The sequence below is a fragment of the Actinoplanes sp. NPDC051494 genome (genome assembly GCF_044454705.1).
Taxonomy (GTDB): Bacteria; Actinomycetota; Actinomycetes; order Mycobacteriales; family Micromonosporaceae; genus Actinoplanes.
On the sequence record NZ_JBITDZ010000002.1, the window covers coordinates 527,685 to 553,438 of the forward strand.

Consider the following 25,754-nt stretch of genomic DNA (forward strand, 5'->3'; position numbering starts at 1 on the left):
GCTCGGTTCGATCTGGCTCGGTTCGATCTGGCTCGGTTCGATCTGGCTCGGTTCGATCTGGCTCGGTTCGATCTGGCTCGGTTCGATCTGGCTCGGTTCGATCTGGCTCGGTCCGATCTGGGCCGGTCCGATCTGGCTCGGTCCGATCAGGGCCGGTCCGATCAGGCCGGTCGTAGCCAGAGGTCCCGGTTGCCGGCGATCAGCACCCGGCCGTCCCGCAGGGTGGTGACGGCCTGCGGAGGGGAGTCGCCGCAGCCGAGCCCGCCGCGCTTCCAGGGGCCGTCCCCGTCGCCGGTCCAGACCACCCCGCAGGGGTCGGGCGGCAGGTCACCGTCGCGGTGCTCGTAGTCGTAGGTGACACCGACCATCACGACGTCCCCGGCCGCGTCGACGGTGGCGTCCCAGATCCGGCCCTCGCCCAGGCCCCGCATGTCGCCCGGTGCCCAATGCCGCGCGTCGTCGCTGGTCAGCACGAATGTGGTGTCCTGCCGGCCGGCCCCTTCGCTCGCCACGCCGGCCAGGGCGATCCAGTGCGCGCCGGCACGGACCAGCCGCATCATCTGCGTGTTGCCCGGGAGGCCGTCGATCGACGACACCGCCCACGTGTCCCCGCCGTCGGCGGAGCGCCACACCGTGGCCCGCCGCAACTGCGTACCGATGGCCACGATCGTGTCGCCGGCGGCGGCGATCACGCCGACCACCTCGCGGGTCCCGTCCGGGAGTATCGTCCGGTCCGGATCGATCGGCAGGTCGACCCGGCGCAGGGTGCGGCCCCGGTCGGTGGAGAGCAGCAGGGCCGGGGCGGTCCTGGCCGCGGTGCTCAGACCGGCATCCAGGACGATCACACCGCTGCCGGTCACCGCGAGTCCACGCACCATGCTTCGGGTGCCCTGCCCCTCGAAACCCTCGGTGGACAGCTCGGAGCGGGCCAGCTGTTCCCGCTTGCCGTCGCGGTAGCGGGCCAGACCGGTGTCATCGGCGGTGAGCAGCGCCCCGTCCGGTTCGACCGCGACCGCCTGCGCGCTGATGCCGCCGCCGCGCCACCCGTTGGCCACGTCCGGTGGCCCGTCACCCACCGTCCCGCCCGCGCCCACAATCCCGCCCGCGTCCGGTGCCGGGTCGAGCCGGAGCCGGTCGCAGACCTCGGTGCCGAGCCAGTTGGCGCCGACGTCGCGGTAACCGTTCGCGTAGGTGCCGATGCCCCGCGCACATCCGCCCTCGGGCACCAGCATCGTGGGACTACGTGCCGGCCGGCACGTAGTCCCACGCGGACGGGAAGTCCACGGCGCCGGCGTGCCGGGTGAAGCCCAGGCCGGAGCCGGATTCGGGGACGTCGCCGGACCAGCCGCAACCGGCGAGCATCATCGTGGCGGTGAGCAGCATGCCGGTCAACGGTCCCCTATGCATCAGTCGATGCTTACATCCGCGGGCAACCGGCCGGGCGTCCCCTAGGCTGCGGGGATGGGTGCGGAGGCGCTCGGGCCGGCGGAACCGGCCGGCGAGCCGAAGCCGCGCCGCCGCTCGGAGAGGACCGGACATGACCGACGGGTACGCCGTGGACGCCCCGAAGATCCTGATCGGGCTGTGCCTCGGCGCGGTGACGGCGGTGTTCGCCACACTGGTCGCGTTCCTGTCGGGCCGCTGGCTACCCGGGACCGGGATCGCCGTTGTCGCGGTCGTGCTGGTGGCGGCCGCGGCGTCGTACGCGTATGCGACCTTGATCGGCAAGGCTCTGCTCTGGCGGCGGGAGATCGTCCTGCTCGCGTTGCGCGGCGACGAGACCACCGTCGACCTGGGCTGAGGTCGCGGCCTCGTGCTCGCCCTGACCGCGCGCGGGCTGACGACCGGCCGTGCCGTGGGTCTCGACCGGTGGCGCGAGGACGATCAGAGCGGCAACACGCCCGAGGCGGTCCGGACCGCTGTCGCCCCGGCCCCGCTGATCGCCGGGGACCTACGCGCGCTGCCGCTGCCGGACGCGGTGTTCGACCTGGTTACGTCGAGCGTGGCGATCCATCACATCGGCACCACCGACGGCCGTGCCGCCGCGGTCACCGAGGCGTACCGCGTGCTGCGGCCGGGCGGCAGGATCCGGATCGCCGATCTGCTGCACACCGGCGCGTACGCGGACACGCTGCGCGACCTCGGCGCCGAGGATGTCGGTGTCCGTGATCTGGGCCCCCGCTGCTGGTACGGCGGGCCGTGGTTCGCCACCAGCATGGTGACGGCCACCAAACCGGCGTGAGAGCGTCCCGCCGGACGTCAGCGGACCGCGGTGGCCAGGCTGTCGGCGGAGGCGTCGCGTAGTCCCTGGCAGTGCGAGCAGCGCATGAGGTAACGGCTGGACCGCACCGGGAACAGCGGCACGAAGAACAGCGTGAACTTCGTGGACCGCTTGTACAACGCCTGTGCCGCTTCCCACCCGCAGATCGCGCAGGTCATGACGCCGGATGCGATCAGGTGGTCCTTGGTGCGCAGACCGAACAAGAGGAACATGCGGTCACGGTACCCATCAGGCGCCAGACCACACTGTGACGTTCAGGACCAGGTAGTCGCCGCCCACATCGTTGACCCGGCCCATGGCAAGGCTGCCGGCCGACGTCCGGAAGCAGAAGTGCGTGCCGGGGCTGAGTGAGTTGGCATAGAGCTTCGGAGCCAGGTCCGTCCCGCTCATCGCTTTGGCGCACCCCTTCTCGAGTTCAGTGTCCCGGGCGAAGTCGCTGTTGTTGGCGCGCACCTCGTTGCCGACCACGCCGAGCCCGAACCACAGGTCCACGTCGCCGTTCGGCCCGTCGGTCTCCACGGGTTCATGATTCTTTCCCTCGTCGAGGTCGGCCGCGGTGCCTTCGTCCAGGCGGACCGCGACCGATTTCGCGGCGGCCGGCGCGGTGCCGTTTTGCGAGGGCCCCGGGGCCGGATCGGGAGCGGGTTCCGTGGGCAGCAACCCGGGGATCACCACGGCCGAGAGGGTGGACGCCCCTGCGACCACCGCGACGACGCCGAGCAGCAGCCGCCGGCCGAACGTCTCACCCCAGCCGCGGACCATGACGTAGATCCCGGCGAGCAGGGCCAGCGCGGCGAGCACCGCGACGATCGCACCGGAGGTCGCGGAGAAGAGCGCGACCACCGCGGTGAGGTCGGCGACGACGGCGACAGCGGCCAGCAGGTTGCGGGACCGCGACGCCGGGGTCGGTGGTGATGGCTGAGACACGGCCGTCCCTTCGTCGCCCGGCGCGGGGAGGCCGGACCACGAGCACAACGCGACAGCGCCCGCGAAGGTGACGGGCGGTCACCGGAGCGGGCGGCCGGCACCGGGTGAGCCGGCGCAGGGTGAGCCGGCACCGGGTGAGCCGGCGCAGGGTGAGCCGGCACCGGGTGAGCCGGCGCAGGGTGAGCCGGCACCGGGCGAGTCGGTGCAGGGTGAGCCGGTGGCCGGCGGCCGGCGCGGCATGAGCCGGGGCGGCGGTCAGCGCACAGTGAGCCAGGCGGCGGTGTCCGGCGGCAGCAGGCCTTCGGCGGTCAGCGGTCCGCTGCTGACCAGGACCGATCCGCGCGGCAGCTCGACGGGCTCGTCACCCATGGCGACGACCAGGGCGAACCCCGATGCCCGTACGGCCGTGAGCAGACCGTTGTCGTGTGCCGTCCAGGTCACCGGGTCGTCACCGGACCACTCGCCCGCGTCCGTGAGCGCGGTCCGCAGCCGCATCGCCTCCAGGAAGAACGCCGGTGGCGGGCCCGCGTAGGAACCCCAGTCCTGCGGCACCGGCAGCCACGGCGGTGCGGTGTCCGCGGGGGAGAAGCCGTAGGTCCCGGCCGGGTCACGCTGCCAGGGGATCGGCACGCGGCAACCGTCGCGGCTGCGGCCGGACCGGATCCAGGCAGGGTCCTGGCGCTGCTCCGGCGGCACGTCGACCTGCGGCAGACCCAGTTCCTGACCCTGATACACGTACGCGGCACCCGGTAACGCCAGGATCGCCAGCAACGCCGCCGCGGCCCGGGCCGGCGTGCCGTAGCGGGTCGGGGTGCGTACGACATCGTGGTTCTCCACCACCCAGGTCACCGGGGCGCCGCCCGCGGTGGACAGCAGCCGGTCGCCCACGTCGGCCCATCGCTGCGCGTCCCACGGCGCACCGACCAGCGCGAACGCGAACGCCTGGTGCAACTCGTCCGGGCGGACGTAGCGGGCCACCCGCTCCGGGCTCAGGTTGACCTCGCCGATGAGGGCGCGCGGCGGGTCGTACCCGTCGGCGAGCTTCCGCCAGCGCCGGTAGACGTCGTGCACCGCGTCCTGGTCGGTGGCCAGCGTGTTACCCCGGCCGCGCCGCCGGGTGACCTCGGCGAGACCGTCGTCGTCCAGGTCGGGCAGGCCCTCGGCCTTGAACAGCCCGTGGGCGACGTCGACGCGGAGTCCGTCCACCCCGCGGTCGAACCAGAAGTGCAGCACGTCGGCGAAGAAGTCCCCGGTCCGCGGATCCGTCCAGTTCCAGTCGGGCTGCTCCGGCGCGTACAGGTGCAGGTACCACTGCCCGGGACGCCCATCGGGCCCGGTGACCCGGGTCCAGGCCGGGCCGCCGAAGACGCTGAGCCAGTTGTTCGGTGGTTCGTCCCCGTCCGGTCCGCGCCCGTCGGCGAAATGGAACCGGGCCCGCGCGGCGGTGCCCGGCGCGGCGGCGAGCGCCTCCTGGAACAGCGGATGCCGGTCCGAGCAGTGGTTCGGCACGATGTCGATGATTAACCTGAGTCCGCACTCATGTACCCGTGCCGCCAGCGCGTCGAACGCCGCCAGGTCCCCGAACAGTGGATCGACGTCCGTGTAGCCGCTCACGTCGTACCCATGATCGGCCTGGGGTGAGAGCTGGAACGGCGTCAGCCAGAGTGCGCCGACGCCCAGCCCGGCCAGGTAATCCAGATGATCGGTGATCCCGGCGAGGTCGCCGACCCCGTCGCCGTCCGCGTCGGCGAACGAGCGCGGATAGATCTGGTAAACGACGGCGTCTCTCCACCAAGCGTCCGGCATACCGAGACACTCAACCATGGTCGCGGTCCTTCCGCAGACCTCGCGCCGTGTGCAGATGACGAACCCGGGTGGCGCTCTTGACCTCGGCGTGGGACGGTGATCATGAGGAAGTTTCGGTAGGTTCGGAGGCAAAATGGCACGCGAAGGCGATCGTCAGGGGCAGGGCTCACCCGGCATTCCGGCCAAGGGCCGCGGTCCGAACAGAGGCGGCAAGCCCTCTCAGGCCGATTATGATCACCCGTCCGCGGGCTGGGGTGCCGCCGTCAGCGTCGGCCAGATCGTCGCGCACTCCCGTGAGCCGCTCGCCGCGCCACGGGCCGTGCTGCAGATGAACCAGCTCAAGATGGCGAAGAAGGGCAAGGGCTTCGACTGCCCCGGGTGCGCCTGGCCGGACGACCGCAAGGGCCTTCACCTCGACTTCTGCGAGAACGGCGTCAAGCACGTCACGTGGGAGATGACCCGCAAGCGCACCGATCGTGACTTCTTCGCCGCCCACACGGTCGCCGAGCTGAACACCTGGAACGACTTCGACCTGGAGAACCAGGGCCGGCTCACCGAGCCGATGCGCTACAACCCGCGGACCGACACGTACGAGCCCATCTCGTGGGCCGACGCGTACGCGGTGGTCGGTGACGCGCTCCGGGCGCTCCCGAGCCCGCACGAGGCGTCCTTCTACACCTCCGGCCGGCTCAGCAACGAGGGCACATTCCTCTACCAGCTCTGGGCCCGCGAGTACGGCACCAACAACCTGCCGGACTGCTCCAACATGTGTCACGAGGCCAGCGGCCGGGCCCTGACCGCCGCGATCGGCACCGGCAAGGGCACCTGTGACCTGGAGGACTGGGAGTCCGCCGACCTGATCGTGCTGATGGCGGTCAACGCCGCCTCGAACGCGCCGCGGATGCTCACCGCCCTGGCCCACGCGGCCGCCAAGGGCGCCGACATCGTGCACGTCAACCCGCTGATCGAAGCGGCGAGCCGGCGCACCATCGTGCCGCACGACTTCGTCGCCATGGGCACGTTCAAGGCCACGAAGACCGGCACCATGAACATCCAGCCCCGCATCGGCGGTGACCTGGCCCTGCTGCGCGGCATCGCCAAGGTGGTGCTCGAGAAGGGCGCCGTCGACGAGCACTTCATCACCGAGCACACCGACCAGTACGAGGCCTACCGCAAGCTCGTCGACGAGACCGACTGGGCGGACATCATCCACCAGTCCGGTGTCCCGGAGGCCGAGATCCGCGACCTGGGCGAGAGGTACGCCACGTCGCGTCGCGCTGTCATCGCCTGGTGCCTGGGTCTCACCCAGCAGGAACACAGCGTCGACACGATGCGCGAGATCATGAACGTGCTGCTGATGCGCGGCATGATCGGCCGCCGGGGCGCCGGCCCGTCGCCGATCCGCGGCCACAGCAACGTACAGGGCAACCGCACCTGCGGCATCAACCACCACCCGACCGAGGCCTGGCTCGCGAAGAACGACGCTGCCACCGGCATCGTCTCGCCCCGCGAACGCGGCTTCGGCACCGTCGAGACCATCGAGGCCATGCGTGACGGCCGGGTCAAGGTCTTCGTCAGCGTCGGCGGCAACTTCGCCCTCGCCGCACCGGACACCGAGCACACGTTCGCGGCGCTGCGCAACGCCGAGCTCACCGTCCAGGTCAGCACCAAGCTCAACCGCAGCCACCTGGTGCACGGCAAGGACGCTCTGATCCTGCCCTGCCTGGCCCGCTCCGAGGAGGACATCCGCGGCGGCAAGGAGCAGGGCGTCACGGTCGAGGACTCGATGAGCTACGTCCACCTGTCGTACGGCAAGCGCAAGCCCCCGTCACCGGACCTCGAGTCGGAGAACGCCATCCTGTGCGGCATGGCCCGCGCCACCCTCCCCGACTCGGCGACGCCGTGGGAGGCCTATGCCGAGGACTACGACAAGATCCGCGACACCATGGCCGCGGCGATCGACGGCTTCGAGAACTACAACGCCCTGCTCCGCGACGGTGACGGCATCGGATACCGGCTCCCGCAGCCGGCCCGTGAACGGATCTGGCTGACCTCCTCGGGCAAGGCGGAGTTCCATACCTCACCGCTGCCCGACGTGGTCCCGGCCGAGGGTCGCCTCATGCTGTCCACGGTCCGCTCCCACGACCAGTGGAACACGACCATCTACTCGGACAACGACCGTTACCGGGGCGTCAAGAACACCCGCACGGTCCTGTTCATGAACCGCGACGACATGGCCGAGCGGGGCATGAACGACTGGGACCTGATCGACATCACCAGCTACGCCCGCGACGGCAGCACCCGCTCGGTCTACGGCTACCAGGCCATCGGCTACGACACCCCGCGCGGAAGCGTCACGGGTTACATGCCGGAGCTGAACATCCTGTGCGCGCTGAGCGACAACAGCATCCAGAGCGAGCAGCCCCTGACCAAGCACCTGATCGTCGAGGTGACCCCGCACCAGACCGCGTGAGCGGCACCGGTCCCGCCCTGAACCCCGTCGCATGCCGGGGCGGGACCGTCTCCTACGCGGCTGTCGTCTTTCACCGCGGATGATCACCGGCCCCAGGTGCCGCCCGTCGCCGTGATCAGGCGACGCAGAACTCGTTGCCCTCGGGATCGAGCATGACGACGTGGCCGAAGTCCCCGTCGTACCGGTCCTCCCGGACCACCGTCGCACCCAGCGTGAGCAGATCCGCCACCTTTGCGCGGATCAGCCGCTCCCGCTCGGCCGGATCCCAGGGCGGTTCGCCGGCTGGCCGTACGTCGATGTGCATCCTGTTCTTCGCGGTCTTGGCCTCCGGCACCCGCAGGAAGCTGATCGCCGGACCCCGGCCGTCCGGATCGATGATCGAGGCCACGTCCGGGCCGTCGAAACCCGGTTCCGTCACGTACCCGAGGGCCTGCTGCCAGAACGCGGCGATCCGCCGTGGCTCGGCCGCGTCGCAACCGAGCGTCCAATGGGTGACCATACTGCGATGATCCTCTCGTGACAGGGAAGCAGAACGCGAAGTCCGATGCCCCACGGGACGTCGCCGGGTCCGGCCCGGCCGACGGGACCGGACAAGCGGTATGACCTCTCATCCGGAGTGGAGCACGGTATTCGCCCACAGCGAGCCCTGTCCCGGCGCCGGGACCCGCGCGCTCGACGAGTTCGCACGGCGGGTTCGCGGCGGCCCGGACGCCGTCGAGACGGCCGAGATCATCGGTCAGCAGCGCAACCCTTTCCCTCCGGGCGACCCGTCCCACCCCTTGTACCAACCGCTCGACCCATCCGGCTGGTTGCTGCCCGACCGCGACCTGCCGCGGTCCTACCTGGCACTTCTGGCCTTCTCCGACGGCGGCTCGTTCGGCAACGGCGATCGCTTGATCCAACTCTTCCCGACGGACGGTCCCGCCGGGGTCCGGGCCATGACGTTTGCCTACCACCTGCCCGCCTCCATGCCGGGCGCCCTGCCGTTCGCGTTCAACGGTGGTGGTGTCTTCTACCTGTTCGACATGCGCGACGCCGCGGATGACACGGGCGAATACCCGGTGGTGGCGGCGCACGCCGGAAGTTCGGGCTGGGCAGCTGACGACCATTGGCCGGTCGCGCCGACCCTGGCGGAAGCCTGCCACGGCACCGTCGACATCGCGGATCTGCACCTGAGCTAGCCCGGAACAGCGATGTCGTCGCCGCAGCCACGCGGAACGGCCGCGGCAGGCCCGTGTCTCCGTCGTGACGCCGCGTTCGACGCCGTGCTCGACGCCGTGCTCGACGCCGTGCTCGACGCCGTGCTCGACGCCGTGCTCGGGCACGGGCCTCGGCGATCCGCCGTCGCGGCCGGTCAGGCCGGGACGGTGCCCAGGCGGCTACATGTCTGCCACGTGGCCGGCAGCGAGCGGCCCGGGGACAAGCGGCTCGGGGAGGGCTCGGCCGCTGCACGAGTACCGATAAGCTCCCACGTCATGGCCACGATCTGTGTCGAGGCGGTTGTCGACGTCGCGGCCGCACAAGCTTGGGCGGCGATCGCGGATGTCGGTGCCGTCCATGAGCGACTCCTGCCGGGCCGGGTCGCGGATGCCCGGATCGAGGGTGACGTGCGCATCCTGACGATGCCGGACGGGTGGCAGGTCCGGGAGCTCATCCTCGCGGTCGACCACGATGTGCGCCGGCTGGCCTACTCGGTCACCGATGGCCAGCGTCTCCCGATCACCTACCACCACGCGTCGTTCCAGGTGTTCGACGAGGGTGACCGTTGTCGCGTGGTCTGGCTGACCGATGTGCTCCCGCACGCGATGGCGGACACGGTACGAGCCCGGGTCGAGCGCGGCATCGTCGAGATGAAGCACGTGATCGAGGCCGCGAGCTGAAGCACGTGATCGAGGCCGCGAGCTGAAGCGAGGCCCGGAGAGAACCCCGGGGGAGGCGACGCCCGGAGAGAACCCCGGGGAGGCGACGCCCGTAGAGAACCCCGAGAGGCGACGCCCGGCCGAGGACGCCCGTCCAGCGAGCAACCGGCCGAGGACGCCCGGAGTGGACGCCCGGAGTGGACGCCCGGCGGGGATGCTGCTTCGGGTCAGGACGGGCGCGGGTCAGTATGGGCGCGGGTCAGGAGGGGCGCGGGTCAGGACGAGGCGCTGATCTGGACGTCGTCGAGGCCGGCGAGCGTGTCGGAGATGCCGGCGAGGCCGATGTCCGCGCAGCCGATGACCTGCAGCCGGCGCAGGCGGGGCAGACGGGCCACGTACCCGATGTCCTTGATGCCCCCGCAGTAACGGATCTGCAGCTCCTCGAGGTTCTCCAGTGCGGTGATCGCCGCGATCGACCGCAGCGAGCGCAGGTTGTGCAGGCGCAGCGACGCCAGCCCGGTCATCGTCTCGATGCCGTCGAGGGCGGGCAGCCCGCCGCCGAGCAGGCCCAGCCCGGTCAGCGGCAGGTGGCCGATCCGGTCGAAGATGCCGGTGGGGACCGTCATCAGGTGGAGTTCGCGCAGGTCGGGTGCGGCCAGCGCGGCGTCGAGGTTCTGGCCGTTGCGGGCCGGCTTCAGCGACACGGCCCGCAGGCCGGGGAAGGTGCCGGCCGGGAACATCAGCGGTCCGTCGGTTCGCAGGCCGGCCACGTGCGGCAGCACCAGGCCGCGCGGCCACGTGGTGGCGGAACCACCAGTGAACACGCTGAGCGTCGTCACCGACGGGGGTATCGACTCCTCGTCGAGCCCGGCCACGAGCGCCCGGTCGGCGTTCGGGCCGATGGTGAGCCGGACGAGGTTGCCCAGATCGCGGACCCGGGGGAAGAGCCGGGTGAGTGGGTCGGTGGCCGGTGCGTAGAGCCGCAGATCCTCGATCCGGGAGTCGCGCTCAGGTTCGGCCGGGGCGTCCGCGTCGAGCACGCGCGACGCCCAGCTCGGGTTCATGGCGACGAGGCTCGCGGCGTGCTGCGGCCCGGCCATGATCCACTCGACGTTGTCGATGGAGATCTCCTGTCGGCGAGGGGTGGCCCGGGCACGGATGCCCGGGCCACGAAGAACGTCAGGCCTTCTTCAGCCAGAACGTGAGACCCATCGGCTCCTCCGTGAAGGGCGTGCCCCAGTCGGGCGTGCCCTGCGCGTAGTCGGTGGCCAGCACCTCGTCGGCGACCAGGTCACGGTGCTCCCAGAGCGCCGCGTCCGTCTCCTGCTCCGTCGTCGCGTAGCGCAGCACGATCCGGTCGGAGACCTCGAGGCCGCTGGACTTGCGGGCCTCCTGGATCAGCCGGATCGCGTCGCGGGCCAGGCCGGCCCGCTTGAGCTCCGGGGTCAGGTGCAGGTCCAGGGCCAGCGTCGCACCCTGCTCGGACGCCACCGCCCACCCCTCCCGGGGCGTCTCGGTGATGATGACCTCCTCCGGGGACAACGTCACGAGCTCACCGTTGACCGTGACCGACGCCGTACCCTTCGCGAGGTCCTGCTTGAGCGCGGCGGCGTCCGCCGCCGCGACCGCCTTGGCCACGTCCTGGACGCCCTTGCCGAACCGCTTGCCGAGCGGGCGGAAGTTGGCCTTGGCCGTGGTGTCCACGAGCGAACCGCCGGCGGCTGCCACGTTCAGCACGACACCGACGTTGAGCTCGGCCGCGATCTCCTGCAGCAGCGGGGCGTCGAGCGACTCGAAACCCTTGCCCGACGCGAGGGCGCGGGCCAGCGGCTGCCGGGTCTTCATGCCCGACTCGGCCCGGGCCGTGCGGCCCAGCTCGACCAGGCGGCGCACCAGCTCCATCTGCTCGCCCAGACGGGCGTCGATCAAGGTCTCGTCCGGTGACGGGTACGCGGCCAGGTGCACCGACTGCGCGGCGGTCGGATCGACCGACGCGATCATGTCCTGCCACACCCGTTCGGTGATGAACGGCGTGAGCGGGGCCATCAGCAGCGTCACCGTGCGCAGTGCCTCGTGCAGGGTGGCCAGGGCGGCCGGGTCCCCACGCCAGAAACGGCGCCGGCTGCGGCGCACGTACCAGTTGGACAGGTCGTCGACGAACGCGGCGAGCAGCTTGCCGGTCTCGTGGGTGTCGAACGCGGCCATCGCCGCATCGACGCGCTTGACCAGCGTGTTCAACTCGGAGAGCACCCACCGGTCCAGAACGGAACGATCGGCCGGCGCCGGGTCCGCGTCCGACGGCGTCCATCCCGCGGTACGGCCGTACAGCGCCTGGAACGCGGCCGTGTTCCAGTAGGTCAGCAGCGTCTTGCGCACGACCTCCTGCAACGTGTTGTGCCCGACGCGGCGCTGCGCCCACGGCGAGCCGACCGCGGCCATGAACCAGCGCACCGCGTCCGCGCCGTGCCGCTCCAGCAGCGGCAACGGCTCGAGGATGTTGCCCAGGTGCTTGGACATCTTGCGGCCGTCCTCGGCCATGATGTGCCCGAGGCAGACCACGTTCTCGTACGCGGACTCGTCGAAGACCAGCGTGCCGACGGCCATCAGGGTATAGAACCAGCCACGGGTCTGGTCGATCGCCTCGGAGATGAACTGTGCCGGGTAGCTGCGCTCGAACAGCTCCTTGTTCTTGTACGGGTAGCCGAACTGCGCGAACGGCATCGAGCCCGAGTCGTACCAGGCGTCGATGACGTCGGGCACGCGCGTGGACGTCGCGCCGCACCAGCAGCCGAACGTGATCGCGTCGATGTAGGGCCGGTGCGGATCGAGGTGGGTCAGATCCTTGCCGGCCTTTTCACCGAGCTCCGCCAGCGAGCCGATACAGGTGAGGTGCCCCTCGGGACAGCGCCAGATCGGCAGCGGGGTGCCCCAGTACCGCGACCGCGACAGCGCCCAGTCGACGTTGTTGTTGAGCCAGTCGCCGTACCGTCCGTGTTTGATCGTCTCGGGCTGCCAGTTGGTCTTCTCGTTCTCCCGGATCAGCTTGTCGCGGACCTCGGTGGTGCGCACGTACCAGGACGGCTGCGCGTAGTAGATCAGCGGCGTGTGGCAGCGCCAGCAGTGCGGGTAGCTGTGCTCGTACTGCTGCTCCCGGAAGAGCGCACCCCGCGACTGCAGGTCCAGGACCAGGGGAGCGTCCGCGGCCTTGAAGAAAAGACCACCCACGAGGGGTACGTCGGCCTCGAACGTGCCGTCGGGGCGCACGGGATTGACCATGGGCAGTCCGTACGCCCGGCAGGTCGCGAGGTCGTCCGCGCCGAAAGCGGGGGACTGGTGCACGAGGCCGGTGCCGCTGTCCGCGGTGATGTAGGTGGCCAGCACGACGAAGTGGGCGTCCGGGATGTCGACGAGCTCGAACGGGCGCTGATAGGTCCAGCGCTCCATCTCCTTGCCGGTGTAGCTCTGCCCGGTCAGCGTCCAGCCCTCACCCAGCGCCTGCTCGACGAGCGGCTCGGCGACGACAAGCTGCTCGTTGCCGTCGGTGGCGACCACGTACGTGAAGTCGGGGTGCACGCCGACGGCGGTGTTGGACACGAGCGTCCACGGCGTCGTCGTCCAGACCAGCAGCGACGCGGTGCCGGCCAGCGGGCCGTTGGTGAGCGGGAACCGGACGTACACCGAAGGGTCGATGTCCGTCTCGTAGCCCTGGGCGAGCTCGTGGTCGGAGAGCGCGGTCTGGTCACGGGGGCACCACGGCGCCACCCGGAAGTCCTCGACCAGCAGGCCCTTGTCGAAGATCCGCTTGAGCGACCACCACACGGACTCGATGTACTCGGGGTCCATGGTCCGGTAGGCGTCGTCCATGTCGACCCAGTAGCCCATGCGCTCGGTCAGCTCGGCGAACGCGTCGGTGTGCCGGGTCACAGACTCGCGGCACCGGGCGTTGAACTCGGCGATGCCGTACGCCTCGATGTCCTGCTTGCCGGTGAAACCGAGTTCCTTCTCCACGGCCAGCTCGACGGGCAGGCCGTGACAGTCCCAGCCGGCCTTGCGGGCGACGTGGAACCCCTTCATCGTCTTGTAGCGCGGGAAGACGTCCTTGAAAACCCGGCTCTCGATGTGGTGCGTCCCGGGCATGCCGTTCGCGGTCGGCGGGCCCTCGTAGAAGATCCAGTCGGGGCGGCCCTCGGTCTGCTCGAGGCTGCGGTTGAACACGCTGTTCGCGTGCCAGAAGTGCAGCACCTCGTGATCGACCTGGGCCAGGTCGACCTGGGCGGGAACGGGCTTGTACATCGGGTCCTTCCTCCGTCGGGATCGTTCACCAACGGAGGGACGAGGCCTTTCAGCCCCGCGGTACCACCCTCCTTGACCACGCAGAGATCCGTGGCCCCCTCATTTCAGGGCTCGCGAGGCTCGGGGGGTGATTTTCGCGCCGCGCACGCCTCCGGGCTCACACCATCCCCGGCTCGCTCCGCGCTGCGTGCGGCGTTACTCGTCCCCGTCTGCACCTTGCGGTGGGCAATGCTACCGCAAAGCCTCCCCGTACCCCGGGCGCATTACCGGCGCGGCCCGCTCGCCATCCTGGCAATGACGGATCCGCATCGACCTCATGCGCGATGGGCGATGGTGTTGAGGGCCGTCCGCGGGTGGTCCGAGGTTCGCGGGCCACCGCACCGTCCCGGTAAGGGTAGCCTTACCGTGTATTTCACTCCGCTGGGAAGAAGTGGTCGTATGCCGAAGCCAGTCCGCGCCGCCAAGGCGGGCGTCGTCACCCGGATCGAACAGCTCACGCCGCACATGGTGCGCATCGTCGTGGGCGGTCCGGGCCTCGCCGAGGTCCAGGCCGGCGAGTTCACCGACCACTACGTCAAGGTGCTGTTCCCGCCGCCGGGCACCGAGTACCCGGAGCCGTTCGACGTGGCGGCGATCCGTGAGTCGATGCCGCGTGAGTCGTGGCCGGTCGTGCGCACCTACACCGTGCGCAAGTGGCTGCCCGACGTGCCCGAGCTCTGGCTGGACTTCGTCGTGCACGGCGACGAGGGCATCGCCGGGCCCTGGGCGAAGGCCGCCCGGGTCGGCGACCCGGTGCGTTTCATGGGCCCCGGCGGTGGCTACGCCCCGGACCCGGCCGCCGGCTGGCACCTGATCGCCGGCGACGAGAGCGCGATCCCGGCGATCGCCGCGGCGCTCGAGGGCATGCCGGCCGGTGCCCGGGTGCACGCGTTCGTCGAGGTCTCCGGGCCGGACGAGGAGCAGAAGCTCGAGACCGCCGCTGACCTGGAGCTCACCTGGCTGCACCGCGGCGCGAGCCCGGTCGGTGAGCAGCTCGTGGCGGCTGTCCGCGGTCTGGTCTGGCCGGACGGCGACGTGCAGGCGTTCGTCCACGGCGAGGCCAACTTCGTCAAGGAGCTGCGCAAACTGCTCCGGGTGGAGAAGGGCCTGCCGATGTCGCAGCTGTCCGTCTCCGGGTACTGGCGCCGAGGCATGAACGAGGACGGCTGGCAGTCCAGCAAGCCCGAGTGGAACAAGCAGATCGAGGCCGAGCAGGAGAAGAGCTGACTCCTGCCCGGCCCCGGCCGGGTCACGGCCGCCCGTACGTCTCCAGCAGGCGCAGCCAGATCTCATTGATCGTCGGGTACGCGGGGACGGCGTGCCACAGCCGGTCCAGCGGCACCTCGCCGACCACGGCGATGGTCGCCGCCTGCAGCAGTGCGTCGACGTCGGGTCCGACGAACGTCACGCCGAGCACGACCTTGCGCTTCTCGTCGACGACCATCCGGGCGGTCCCGGAGTACCCGTCCTGGTAGACGCTCGCCCCGGACACGTTGCCGATCTCGTAGTCGACGACGCGGGTGTCGTACCCGGCCTTCTTCGCCGCCTCGGCGGTCAGGCCGACCGAGGCCACCTCGGGGTCGCTGAAGACGACCTGCGGGACGGCCCGGTGGTCGGCGGTCGCCACGTGGGTGCCCCACGGCTGGTCCGAGACCGGCTTGCCGCCCGCCCGGGCCACGATCACGTCCCCGACCGCGCGGGCCTGGTACTTGCCCTGGTGGGTGAGCAGCGCGCGGTGGTTGATGTCGCCGGCCGCGTACAGCCAGTCGTAGCCGTCGACGAGCATGGTGTCGTCCACGTGCAGCCACTCGCCGGGGGTGAGCCCGACCTTCTCCAGGCCGATGTCGGCGGACCGCGGTGAGCGTCCGGTCGCGATCAGCACCTCGTCGGCGTGCACCTTGCCGCCGTCACCGAGCTCGATGAGCACCCCGTCGTCGCCGCGGGTCACGCTCTTCGTCGCGGTGTTCAGCAGCACGGTGACACCCTGCTCGGTCAGCGCCGCCGCGACCTTCTGGCCGGCGAACGGCTCCGAGCCGGCCAGCAGGCCACCGCGGGCGATGAGGGTCACGGTGGTACCGAAGCTCGCGTAGGCGGTGGCCATCTCGACCCCGACGACCCCGCCGCCGATGACCGCGAGGCTGGCCGGCACGGTCTTGGCGCTGGTCGCCTCGCGGCTCGTCCAGGGGTCCGCGTCGTCGAGGCCGGGGACGGGCGGGATCAGCGCGTCGGACCCGGTGGCCACGACCACGGCGTGCCGCGCGGTGACCACGGTCTCGGTCCCGTCCTTGGCGGTGACCGTGACCTGTTTCTCCCCGCTGAGGCGGCCGTGCCCGCGGAGCAGGCCGATCCCCGCCGACTCGAGCCACTTGACCTGGCCGTCGTCCTTCCAGTTGCTGGTGAAGGAGTCCCTGCGGGCCAGCACGGCCTCCACGTCCAGTCTGCCGGTGACCGCCTGCGCGGCGCCACCGACGCGCTGGGCCGCGCGCAGTGCCTGGGCCGGGCGCAGCAGCGCCTTGGAGGGCATGCACGCCCAGTACGAGCACTCACCCCCGACCAGCTCGTGCTCGATCAGGACCGCGGTCAGTCCGCCCTGGACCGCCCGGTCGGCCACGTTCTCGCCCACCGGCCCGGCCCCGAGGACGATGACGTCGTATTCGCTCATGCCCTGATCCTCCCATCCCGGTAGCAGGTGTCCGCGGCGTTTCTGGCGCGATGCGTTGTAAAGACAAGTCAGGTCTTGCAAAGTCTTGCATGGACATTCGCCGGAAGGTTAGCGTGCGTCGTCCGCGTCCATAGGAAGGTCTCGATGTGCAGATGTCGCGCGTGAGCCGGTTGCTGCTGGCCGTCGTTCTGTCCTTGGGTGCGGGATCGGGGGTGACGGCCGCCTCCTCGGTCTCCGCGGCGCCACCGCCGGTCGCGAGACCTGCCCCGCCCAATGAGCAGTTCTACTTCGCACTGCCGGACCGGTTCGCCGACGGGAACACCGCGAACAACCGCGGCGGCCTCGGCGGGGACCGGCTCGCCACCGGCTACGACCCGGCGGACAAGGGGTTCTACCACGGCGGCGACCTGCAGGGCGTGATCAACCGCCTCGACTACATCCAGGGCCTCGGCACCACCGCTATCTGGCTCGCCCCGGTGTTCAAGAACCGCCCGGTGCAGGGCAGCGGCAACGACGTCTCGGCCGGCTACCACGGCTACTGGATCACCGACTTCACCCAGGTCGACCCGCACTTCGGCACCAACGCCGACCTCAAGCGCCTGGTCCAGCTCGCCCACCGGCGCGGCATGAAAATCTACCTCGACATCATCGTCAACCACACCGCAGACATCATCAAGTACGCCGAGAACGAATACGCGTACGTCGACAAGTCGGCCCAGCCCTACCTCGACGCCCAGGGCCGGACCTTCGAGGACCGCAACTACGCCGACGGCACGCGCGCGTTCCCGGCGGTGGACGACGGGTCGTACCCGTACACGCCGGTCATCGACCCCGCCGACGCGAAGGTCAAGGTCCCCGCCTGGCTCAACGACCCGGCGATGTACCACAACCGCGGCGACACCACGTTCACCGGCGAGGACAGCGAGTACGGCGACTTCTTCGGCCTCGACGACCTGTGGACGGAACGTCCCGAGGTGGTCAGCGGCATGACCAAGATCTACGCCGACTGGATCGGCTCGACCGGCATCGACGGTTATCGCCTCGACACCGTCAAGCACACCGACCTCGACTTCTGGCCGCAGTTCTCCCAGGGTGTCGAGAACGCCGCCGCCAAGGCCGGCAAGCCGGACTTCTTCATGTTCGGCGAGGTCTACAGCGCCGATCAGGAAGTCGAATCCACCTACGTCCGCCGGGGCGGTCTGCCGGCCACCCTGGACTTCTCCTTCCAGGCCGCGGCGAAGTCCTTCACCGCCGACGGCGGCTCGGCCCAGGACCTCGCCGACGTGTACGCCAAGGACAGCCTGTACACCACCGTCAGCACGAGTGCGGGACGGCTGCCCACATTCCTCGGCAACCATGACATGGGCCGCATCGGTTCGTTCATCGAAGCCGGCTCCGGTGACCCGGGCACATACCTGCGCCGCGACCAGCTCGCCCACGAGCTCATGTTCCTCACCCGCGGTCAGCCGGTGATCTACTCCGGTGACGAGCAGGGATTCACCGGCCCCGGCGGCGACAAGGACGCCCGCCAGGACATGTTCGCGAGCCGGACGGCCGACTACCTCGACGACGACCTGATCGGCACCGACCGCACCCACGCCCAGGCCAACTTCGAGACCGGCCACCCCCTCTACCGGACCATCGCCACCCTGGGCGCACTGCGCAAGGCGCACCCGGCACTGCGTGACGGCAGACAGATCACCAGGTACGCCGCCGACGGCCCGGGAATCTTCGCCACGTCCCGGATCAACGACGCGGAACGCCGCGAATACGTCGTCGCCGTGAACAACGCGACCACCACACAGACCGTCACCGTGGACACGTGGACCGCCGGCTCCTCGTTCCAGGGCGTCTACGGCGGCGCGGGCGGCAAGGTCACCGGCGCGAACGGCAAGCTCACCGTGACCGTCCCCGCGCTGTCAGCGGTCGTCTACCGCGCGGCGAAGACCGTTCCGCTGTCCGCAGCGGCCCCGACTGTCGGCTTCACGTCACCACAGGCCGGTGCGCTCGTGCCCACCCGGGCCGACGTGACGACGGCCACGACCGGCGACCCGCTCGCCACCGTGACGGTCGAGGCCCGCACCGGTCGCGGCCGCTGGGAGAGCCTCGGCACCGGCCCGGCCGTCCACCACGACCTGGCCGGGCTGGCCGGTGGGACCGAGGTCACCTACCGGGCGACCGTGCGAGACAGCCGGGGCCGGACAGCCATGGCGACACGCGGCATCAAGGTCGGGACACCGGCCATCACCGCAGGTCCGGACTATGCCGTGATCCACTATCAACGCCCGGCCGGCGACTACGACGACTGGGGACTTTACGCCTTCGGGGACATCGATCCGTCCGCGCAGACGAGTTATCCACAGGGCCAAATTTTCGCGGGCGAGGACGCGTACGGTCGCTTTGCTTGGGTGAAGCTCAAGCCCGGCGCGAAGAGCGTCGGTCTCGTCGTCGTGGACAAGAACGGGGTGAAAGACGTGGCAGCAGACCGCTTCCTCGACCCCACGGTCAATCCTGAGGTGTGGCTGAAACAGGGTGATCCGGCAGTCGGCACCTCGCCGCCCGGCTCGCCGCAGGACCCCACCACCGCCATCATCCATTACCGGCGAACCGGCGGTGACTACACCGGCTGGGGACTGCACGTCTGGGAAGGCGCCGCGAATCCGACCGACTGGGCCGCTCCACTGCAGCCCGCCGCCTCGGACGCGTTCGGCGTGACGTTCCGGGTGCCGCTCGCCTCCGGTGCCACCGGCCTCAACTACATCGTGCACAACGGTGACGCCAAAGACCTGCCCGGTGATCAGCGCGTCGACTTCGCCACCGCCGGGCGGGAGATATGGACGCTCTCGGGCGTCCCCGACAGGCTGGTGCCCCCGGTCCGCAAGGCGGCGGGAGGTGGCACCACCGATGTCACGAAGTCGGCCGCGATCTGGCTCGACCGCTCGACCATCGCTTGGAAGACCGGCACCGGCAGCACGCTCGAGCCGACCGGCGCCGGCACCGACGGCCGGGTCTACGACCTGGTCTGGGCCTCGCAGGGCGGGCTCGACCCCGCCGCGCCCCAGCACAGCCTGCGCCTGAGCGCGCAACGCAACGGGCTCACCGAGGCGCAACGGGGAAGATTCCCCCATCTGTGGCAGTACAACACCTTCAAACTGCCCCGCAGCGACGTCCGCGAGATCCTCAAAGGCCAGATCGCGGTCACCGAACGCGATGCCGCCGGCAAGCTCCTGTCCGCGACCGGTGTGCAGCTCGCGGGTGCGCTCGACGACCTGTACTCCGCGGCTGCCAGGGCCACCCTCGGCCCGGTCTTCACCGCGGGACGCCCCAAACTGGCCGTCTGGGCCCCGACCGCGCAGTCCGTGAGTCTGGAACTGTTCGACTCGCCGACATCGACGCCGCGCGGCGTGGCCATGTGGCGTGACGCGCGGACCGGTGTCTGGTCGGTCCGCGGCACCAAGGACTGGAAGGGCAAGTACTACCGCTATCGCGTGACCGCATGGCAGCCCACCGAACAGAGAGTGGTCACCGCGAGCGTCACCGACCCCTACTCGATCGCGCTGTCGGCGGACTCCACACACAGCCAGATCGCGGATCTCGCCGATCCGGATTTGATCCCCGCGGGCTGGGCGTCCCTGCGCAAACCCGTCGCGAAGAAAGGTAACACTCAGATCACCGAGCTCTCGGTACGCGACTTCTCGCCCGAAGGCACGTACCGCGCGTTCCACGACCCGCGGACACCGGGCATGAGGCACCTGAAAGAGCTCGCGGACGCCGGGGCCACCCATGCCCACCTGCTACCGGTCTTCGACTTCGCGTCCACCCCGGAACGTCACGCCGACCAGCTGCAGCCGCGTTGCGACCTGGCCTCGCTGCCACCCGACTCGGATCTGCAGCAGAAGTGTGTCGCCGAGGTGGCCGAGGGTGACGGCTACAACTGGGGCTACGACCCGCTGCACTACACCACGCCCGAGGGCGGTTACGCGACCGATCCGCAGGGCGCCGGCCGTACCAAGGAGTTCCGGCAGATGGTGGCCGGGATCAACAACGCGGGCCTGCGCGTGGTGCTCGACGTCGTCTACAACCACACCGCGGCCGCGGGCACCGCGCAGTACTCGGTGCTCGATCAGATCGTTCCCGGCTATTACCAGCGGCTGCTCGGGGACGGCGCCGTCGCCAACTCCACCTGCTGCTTCAACACCGCCCCCGAGAACACGATGATGGGCAAACTCGTCGTGGACTCGATCGTCACCTGGGCCCGCGCCTACAAGATCGACGGCTTCCGCTTCGACCTCATGGGCCACCACCCCAGGGACAACATCCTGGCGGTCCGGGCGGCCCTCGACCGCCTCACACCCGCCAAGGACGGCGTCGACGGCAAGAACATCCTCCTGTACGGCGAGGGCTGGGACTTCGGCGAGGTCGTGGGCGACGCACGCTTCGAGCAGGCCAGCCAGGCCAACATGGCGGGCACCGGCGTGGCGACCTTCAACGACCGCCAGCGCGATGCCGTCCGGGGCGGCGGCCCCTTCGACGACAATCCCCGCGTCCAGGGCTTCGGGTCGGGGCTCTACACCGACCCCAACGGCGACCCCGTCAACGGCACACCCGCGGAGCAGCGGGCCCGCCTGCTGCACGACCAGGACCTGATCAAGGTCGGTCTCACCGGGAACCTGGCCGGCTACACCTTCGTCGGGACCGACGGCAAGTCCCACACCGGAGCCCAGATCGACTACAACGGAGCCCCGGCCGGGTACACAGCGGCACCCGGCGAGGCGATCGCCTACGTGGACGCCCACGACAACGAGATCCTGTACGACGCGCTGGCCTACAAGCTCCCGCAGGCGACCTCGCCCATCGACCGGGCCCGCCAGCAGTCCGTGGCCCTCGCCACCACGGCGCTGGGCCAGGGTCCGGGTTTTGTCACCACCGGCAGTGAGCAGCTCCGCTCGAAGTCCCTGGACGACAACTCCTTCAACTCCGGCGACTGGTTCAACCGCATCAACTGGAACTGTGATCAGGGCAACGGCTTCGGCAAGGGCCTGCCGCCCGCGCCCGACAACGAGACCAAGTGGCCGTACGCGAAGCCCCTGCTCGCGGACCCGTCCCTGGTCCCAGGCTGCGCGGCGATGAGACTGGCCAACGCCCGCTACCTGGAACTCCTGAGGATCCGCAACTCGTCCCCGGTCTTCGCCCTGCCCACCGCCGAGTCGATCCAGCAGCGACTGTCGTTCCCGCTCTCCGGCGCGGACGAGACCCCCGGCGTCATAACGATGAAACTGGACAGCCAGGGCGTGGACCGCCGCTGGAAGTCGGTGACCGTGGTCTTCAACGCCACCCCGTCGACAGCAACCCAGACGGTCAGCTCCCTTCGCGGAGCCCGGGTGACCCTCCATCCGGAGCAGCAGGCCTCAGCGGACCCGATCCTCAGAACCGCAACGTTCGCCCCGGCAACCGGCACCTTCACCGTCCCGGCCCGCTCGGTCTCGGTATTCGTCCAGAGCTGAGACCGCTCCGGCGAGCCAGGACCGCAATCAACGCCCCCTCCGACAGCGGCCCAACACCTCCCAGCGTGGCCTAGCCCAACCCGCCCAGCCCAACCCGCCCAGCCCAACCCGCCCAGTCCGCCCGTCCCGGCCGGACCCGGCCAGGCTCGCAGTTTCAGGACATCCCGGATCCGTTTGGAGTTGCCGCTCATCCGTCTGCGCTCACCTCGTCGGCAGGCCCCGCGGTGGAGGCCCGCTCTACAAGCCTCCACCGCGCCTGTTCCACACCGACGACACCTGACACCACCTGCCGGGCACAAGCCTTCCCCTGATCCCGCAACGACTGCGAAACCGTGGTCAACCCGGCTACGGCCGCGGCCGCAGTGTCATCCCATCCGGAGATCCGCCGGCTCACCGCATGGCTCGCCCCCGTCGGTTCGCTGGTGTTTCCGGCGTCGGTGGCCCGTCGTCCGGCGGCTCTTCCGTCCTGCCAGTCCGGCAGGGCCAGCGCTATCTGGTCGCTCATCGCCGCGACAGCATCGGCGTCCTCGATCGCGGACGCGGCGGCCCGTGCCTCCGCGGCATCGTTGCGGGCAAGCACCAGGACCCGCACGGTCGCCCAGTCTCCGCCGAGTTCGGTGATCGCGTCCCGGTATCCGGCCAGCCTCAGCCTGGTGACCGGGAACAGCGCACTTTCCGGGTCAGGCCCCGACACCAAGCGGGGGATCCGGTCGCGCCCCATCGGGAACGACAGGACGGCGGGGGAGCGGGCTCCCCGGAAGACGGCCAATCCGACCGCCCGGGCAGCGGCCCGGTCGTCGATCGTCACCAGGCCGGCACCGGGCACCGCCGGTCCGCCGGCCACCACCGCGGGTCGGCGGCCGATCACCTCCAGCACCGGGTCGTCATCAGCGGTGGTCCAGACGACATAGCCGTCCACCGCCGCCTCACGCACCCGGTCCGCGTCACCCGGGCCGCCGGTCACGGGGATGAGCGTCAGCCCCAGCCCGGCCTCCACACAGACCGCGGCCACCCCGGCCAGGAACCTGGTCGCTTGCGGATCCTCGAACGCGTAGGTCAGGTGCTCACCCAGCACGACCCCGATGGCCCCGGCCCGCCGGGTGCGCAAAGCCCGAGCGCCGGGGTCGGGGCCGGTGTATCCCATCTCCTGCGCGGTCCGGTGCACGAGATCACGCGTTGTGGCAGAAACCCGTTCCGGCCTGCTGAAAGCATAGGAAACCGTCATCACCGAGACTCCCGCCCGGGCGGCGACCTCCGCCATCGTCACAGCCATTGTGTAACGATACACAGATGAAGGTCTACAGTCCCTGGATTGTCTTCGGCGCGTTCTGGGGTGCTTGGGGCGCGTCGATCCCCGCGGTGCGTGACCAAGCCGGAGTCACCGACGCCCAGCTGGGATATGCCCTGCTCTTCATCGGCCTCGGAGCTCTGCCAGCGATGGCCTTTGTCGGCAGGGCGATCGACCGCTGGGGTGTCCGCGTCACCGCCGTCACCATCATCCTGTTGGGCCTCACCGGGCCGGCGGCGATCCTGGCCGCCCACAATCTTCCCGCGCTGTGTGGGGGCCTGCTCGTCATCGGCGCGACCTCAGGCGCCGCGGACGTTGCCATCAACGCCCTCTCCGCGGATGCGGAGAACAAGGCGGCCAAACCGGTGATCGCTCGCTCCCATGCGACATTCTCGGCGGCGGTCGTCGGCGGCAGCGTTCTGACGGGCCTTTCCACGGCTGTGGATGCTCCTGTCGTTCTACCTTTCGCCCTGGTCCTGGTCGGAGCCCTGGCCGCCGGCTTCTTCCTTGTCGGTCGTCACCCGACTCATGCACCTGTATTGGGGGAGTGGGCCGGACCGGACGAGGGGGCCAGGTTGGGTGAGGGGGCCAGGTTGGGTGAGGGGGACGGACTGAGTGACGGATCGGGGTTGCCTGAGCGAGGCAGCCAGCGGGTGGCCTTGGTCGCCAGACAGGCCGGGAGACTGGCGGTCCTGCCCTTGGTCACGGTCGGGATGGTGGCGGCGCTTGCGTTCGCGGTAGAGAACGCCCACCAGAGCTGGTCGGCGGTGTTCCTGCACGACGTCCTCGGTTCGGGGGCGGGGCTCAGTGCCGCCGCCCCGGCGGTGTTCGCCGCTGTCGCCAGTGTGGCCCGGTTCGTCTCGGGAGACCTGAGCCGCCGCCATCCGAGAGGCATGTTGCTCGGCGGCGGGGCCGCCGCCATGGCAGGTACGGCGCTCGTCGCTGTCTCAGATCATCTCGTCGTGGCGCTGGTGGGACTCGCTGTTGCGGCCGGCGGGACCGCGATCCTCTATCCAACACTGATCAGCGCGGCGCTTTCCGGCATCGACGGTACGCGACGAGGCCGGGCTACTTCGCGGGTCGCGACCACGGCCTACCTGGGCTTTCTGGCGGGTCCGGTCTTTGTCGGCTTCTTCGCCGACGCCGATGGCCTGCGTACCGCGTTCCTGGCCGTCGCCGCCGTTGCTGGGCTCTTCACCTGCCTCGCAGCCCCGGTTGTCTCACTCACCCGCCGTGAGGGCCGGGCGATACGCCATCCGTGAAGGCCGGGCGATACGTCAGCTGTGAGGGTCCGGGCAGTACGCCAGCTGTGGGGGTCTGGGCAGTACGCCAGTCGTGAAGGCCGTGCGCTGCGCCGGTCGTGAGGTCGGGCGTTTGCGCCGGTCGTGAGGGCCGCACGACCTCGCGTGTCTGACGGGCTTGTAGCCCTGTCGATCACACCCGCCGAACTTCTAGTGAGCCAGGGGCCCCGCGTTCGATGCCCGTCGCCATTCATGGGGCGGCCTCGTCCGCGGAGGTCTGTTGTCATAAGCCCACGCCGAAGGGGAACGCGGCAGGCGGCAGGCGGCACTGTCGGCCGGATCGGGCCCGCAGAGCATCCGGAAATACTTCTAGGATCCTAGGACGCCCCACACGCTGTGCCCTCGATCTCTCAGGACGGGCACACGTTCTCCTCAGATTCCGGGCCCAAGCTCGCGATAGATCAGCCGAGTGACGGAGCGGACGGAGAACACCGGTGAGCCTGAGTCTGGCCAGCTTGAACCTGCACGCCGGCCGCGACCGTGCGTCGGGGCGGTATTCGGTGGAGGCCGCCGTTGCCTCGTTGGACACCGACGTCATCGTGGTGCAGGAGAACTGGCGTCCGGTCGGGGAGCGGAGTGTCGCCGAACGGGCCGCGGAGGTGTGCGGCTACCGGGCGTACGCGGAGATCGACGTGATCACCGGTCGTACCCTCGCCGGTCTCGGTGTCGCGGATGACGACACCGAGACCGGGGCCTGGGGGCTGGCCGTCATGAGCCGGATCCCGTGGCGCAGCCTCGGCACGATCCCCCTCGGTGCGGCCCCCGGTGACGTGGTGGGCGTTCGCCGGGCGCTGGTCGCGGAGATCCCCGTCGGCGAGACCGGTGTGCTTCGGGTTGTCGACGTCCACCTGACCCACCGGCTGGCCCACGGCCCGGCTCAGATGCGCCGTCTGCTCGCGGGTCTGGCCGGTTCCTCGGTCCCGACGGTCATCGCCGGCGATCTGAACATGTGCCGTCCTACCGTCTGGCTGGGTGGCGCCCACCGGCCCTCGGTCCGTGGGCGCAGCTGGCCGGCGCATCGTCCGGTGGCTCAGATCGACCACATCCTGACCGGGCCGGGAGTCACCGCCACGCAGACCGGGGTCGGTCCGGCGGTCGGCTCGGACCATCTTCCGGTCCGCGCGACTCTCACGGTGTCCGTGCCCGCGGCCACCCTGGAGCCGCCCCGGATCCTTGCCGCGTCCGGACGTTAGGGGCGGGTCTCCGGCGGGTGCTCCCGGAGACGGGCGGCAGCTGGCACGGATCAGGATCAGGTGGCGGTGCGGCAAGACGGAAGACCGTCGGCGAGTCAGAAACTACGACTACTCTCCGTTCTCGTGAC

Annotated in this window: 19 protein-coding genes; 9 read left to right on the top strand and 10 right to left on the bottom strand. The window is 70.2% G+C overall.

Features of this window, described 5'->3' with window-relative positions:
• Window positions 1–161: 161 nt before the first annotated feature.
• Entirely contained in the window at window positions 162–1,232 is a 1,071-nt protein-coding gene (locus ACIA6A_RS09085) for a sialidase family protein (RefSeq protein ID WP_396096955.1), read from the bottom strand.
• A gap of 7 nt (window positions 1,233–1,239) precedes the next feature.
• Window positions 1,240–1,407: a hypothetical protein gene (locus ACIA6A_RS09090; protein WP_396096956.1), complete on the bottom strand. Its 168-nt coding sequence runs from the start codon at window positions 1,405–1,407 to the stop codon at window positions 1,240–1,242.
• A gap of 130 nt (window positions 1,408–1,537) precedes the next feature.
• Between ACIA6A_RS09090 and ACIA6A_RS09095 the strand changes: the two genes are divergently transcribed.
• Window positions 1,538–1,801: a hypothetical protein gene (locus ACIA6A_RS09095; RefSeq protein WP_396096957.1), complete on the top strand. Its 264-nt coding sequence runs from the start codon at window positions 1,538–1,540 to the stop codon at window positions 1,799–1,801.
• Between the two features lie 12 nt (window positions 1,802–1,813).
• The gene (locus tag ACIA6A_RS09100) at window positions 1,814–2,242 is read left to right on the top strand and encodes a class I SAM-dependent methyltransferase (RefSeq protein WP_396096958.1); all 429 of its coding nucleotides are present in this window, start codon (window positions 1,814–1,816) and stop codon (window positions 2,240–2,242) included.
• Window positions 2,243–2,259: 17 nt separating this feature from the next.
• On the opposite strand, the gene ACIA6A_RS09105 is transcribed toward ACIA6A_RS09100, so the two are convergent.
• The 3 genes from ACIA6A_RS09105 to ACIA6A_RS09115 form a co-directional block, all read right to left on the bottom strand.
• Window positions 2,260–2,493 carry a zinc-ribbon domain-containing protein gene (locus ACIA6A_RS09105; protein WP_396096959.1) on the bottom strand — a complete coding sequence of 78 codons (234 nt, stop codon included), beginning with the start codon at window positions 2,491–2,493 and terminating at the stop codon, window positions 2,260–2,262.
• Window positions 2,494–2,509: 16 nt separating this feature from the next.
• Window positions 2,510–3,208, bottom strand: coding sequence for a hypothetical protein (locus ACIA6A_RS09110; RefSeq protein WP_396096960.1), 699 nt, complete (start codon window positions 3,206–3,208; stop codon window positions 2,510–2,512).
• Between the two features lie 255 nt (window positions 3,209–3,463).
• Window positions 3,464–5,014: an alpha-amylase family glycosyl hydrolase gene (locus ACIA6A_RS09115; RefSeq protein ID WP_396096961.1), complete on the bottom strand. Its 1,551-nt coding sequence runs from the start codon at window positions 5,012–5,014 to the stop codon at window positions 3,464–3,466.
• A 133-nt stretch (window positions 5,015–5,147) separates the two neighbouring features.
• Here ACIA6A_RS09115 and ACIA6A_RS09120 point away from each other — a divergent pair, with 133 nt between their 5' ends.
• Window positions 5,148–7,487 carry an FdhF/YdeP family oxidoreductase gene (locus ACIA6A_RS09120; RefSeq protein WP_396096962.1) on the top strand — a complete coding sequence of 780 codons (2,340 nt, stop codon included), beginning with the start codon at window positions 5,148–5,150 and terminating at the stop codon, window positions 7,485–7,487.
• A 115-nt stretch (window positions 7,488–7,602) separates the two neighbouring features.
• Here ACIA6A_RS09120 and ACIA6A_RS09125 read toward each other — a convergent pair whose 3' ends face one another.
• A complete protein-coding gene (locus tag ACIA6A_RS09125; protein WP_396096963.1) occupies window positions 7,603–7,986 on the bottom strand; it encodes a VOC family protein in 384 nt (127 codons plus the stop codon).
• Between the two features lie 100 nt (window positions 7,987–8,086).
• Here ACIA6A_RS09125 and ACIA6A_RS09130 point away from each other — a divergent pair, with 100 nt between their 5' ends.
• Both ACIA6A_RS09130 and ACIA6A_RS09135 read left to right on the top strand, forming a co-directional pair.
• On the top strand, window positions 8,087–8,668 hold the full coding sequence (locus ACIA6A_RS09130) for an SMI1/KNR4 family protein (protein ID WP_396096964.1): 582 nt from the start codon (window positions 8,087–8,089) through the stop codon (window positions 8,666–8,668).
• Window positions 8,669–8,752: 84 nt separating this feature from the next.
• Window positions 8,753–9,367: an SRPBCC family protein gene (locus tag ACIA6A_RS09135; protein ID WP_396096965.1), complete on the top strand. Its 615-nt coding sequence runs from the start codon at window positions 8,753–8,755 to the stop codon at window positions 9,365–9,367.
• A gap of 254 nt (window positions 9,368–9,621) precedes the next feature.
• Here the strand turns inward: ACIA6A_RS09135 and ACIA6A_RS09140 are convergent, their stop codons facing one another.
• Window positions 9,622–10,446, bottom strand: a complete 825-nt coding sequence (locus tag ACIA6A_RS09140; protein WP_396096966.1) for a hypothetical protein — start codon at window positions 10,444–10,446, stop codon at window positions 9,622–9,624.
• A gap of 79 nt (window positions 10,447–10,525) precedes the next feature.
• Window positions 10,526–13,639: an isoleucine--tRNA ligase gene (ileS, locus tag ACIA6A_RS09145; RefSeq protein WP_396096968.1), complete on the bottom strand. Its 3,114-nt coding sequence runs from the start codon at window positions 13,637–13,639 to the stop codon at window positions 10,526–10,528.
• Between the two features lie 438 nt (window positions 13,640–14,077).
• Here ileS and ACIA6A_RS09150 point away from each other — a divergent pair, with 438 nt between their 5' ends.
• The gene (locus ACIA6A_RS09150) at window positions 14,078–14,905 is read left to right on the top strand and encodes a siderophore-interacting protein (RefSeq protein ID WP_396096969.1); all 828 of its coding nucleotides are present in this window, start codon (window positions 14,078–14,080) and stop codon (window positions 14,903–14,905) included.
• Between the two features lie 22 nt (window positions 14,906–14,927).
• Here the strand turns inward: ACIA6A_RS09150 and ACIA6A_RS09155 are convergent, their stop codons facing one another.
• Window positions 14,928–16,340 carry a dihydrolipoyl dehydrogenase family protein gene (locus tag ACIA6A_RS09155; RefSeq protein ID WP_396096970.1) on the bottom strand — a complete coding sequence of 471 codons (1,413 nt, stop codon included), beginning with the start codon at window positions 16,338–16,340 and terminating at the stop codon, window positions 14,928–14,930.
• A gap of 152 nt (window positions 16,341–16,492) precedes the next feature.
• On the opposite strand from ACIA6A_RS09155, the gene pulA reads away from it, so the two are divergent.
• Window positions 16,493–21,844 (top strand): pullulanase-type alpha-1,6-glucosidase, encoded by a 5,352-nt coding sequence (gene pulA, locus ACIA6A_RS09160; RefSeq protein WP_396097615.1) that lies wholly within the window; start codon window positions 16,493–16,495, stop codon window positions 21,842–21,844.
• 187 nt (window positions 21,845–22,031) lie between these two features.
• Here pulA and ACIA6A_RS09165 read toward each other — a convergent pair whose 3' ends face one another.
• Window positions 22,032–23,117: a LacI family DNA-binding transcriptional regulator gene (locus ACIA6A_RS09165; protein WP_396096971.1), complete on the bottom strand. Its 1,086-nt coding sequence runs from the start codon at window positions 23,115–23,117 to the stop codon at window positions 22,032–22,034.
• A gap of 17 nt (window positions 23,118–23,134) precedes the next feature.
• Between ACIA6A_RS09165 and ACIA6A_RS09170 the strand changes: the two genes are divergently transcribed.
• Entirely contained in the window at window positions 23,135–24,394 is a 1,260-nt protein-coding gene (locus ACIA6A_RS09170; protein WP_396096972.1) for an MFS transporter, read from the top strand.
• Between the two features lie 473 nt (window positions 24,395–24,867).
• Entirely contained in the window at window positions 24,868–25,626 is a 759-nt protein-coding gene (locus ACIA6A_RS09175; RefSeq protein ID WP_396096973.1) for an endonuclease/exonuclease/phosphatase family protein, read from the top strand.
• Window positions 25,627–25,754 lie beyond the last annotated feature (128 nt).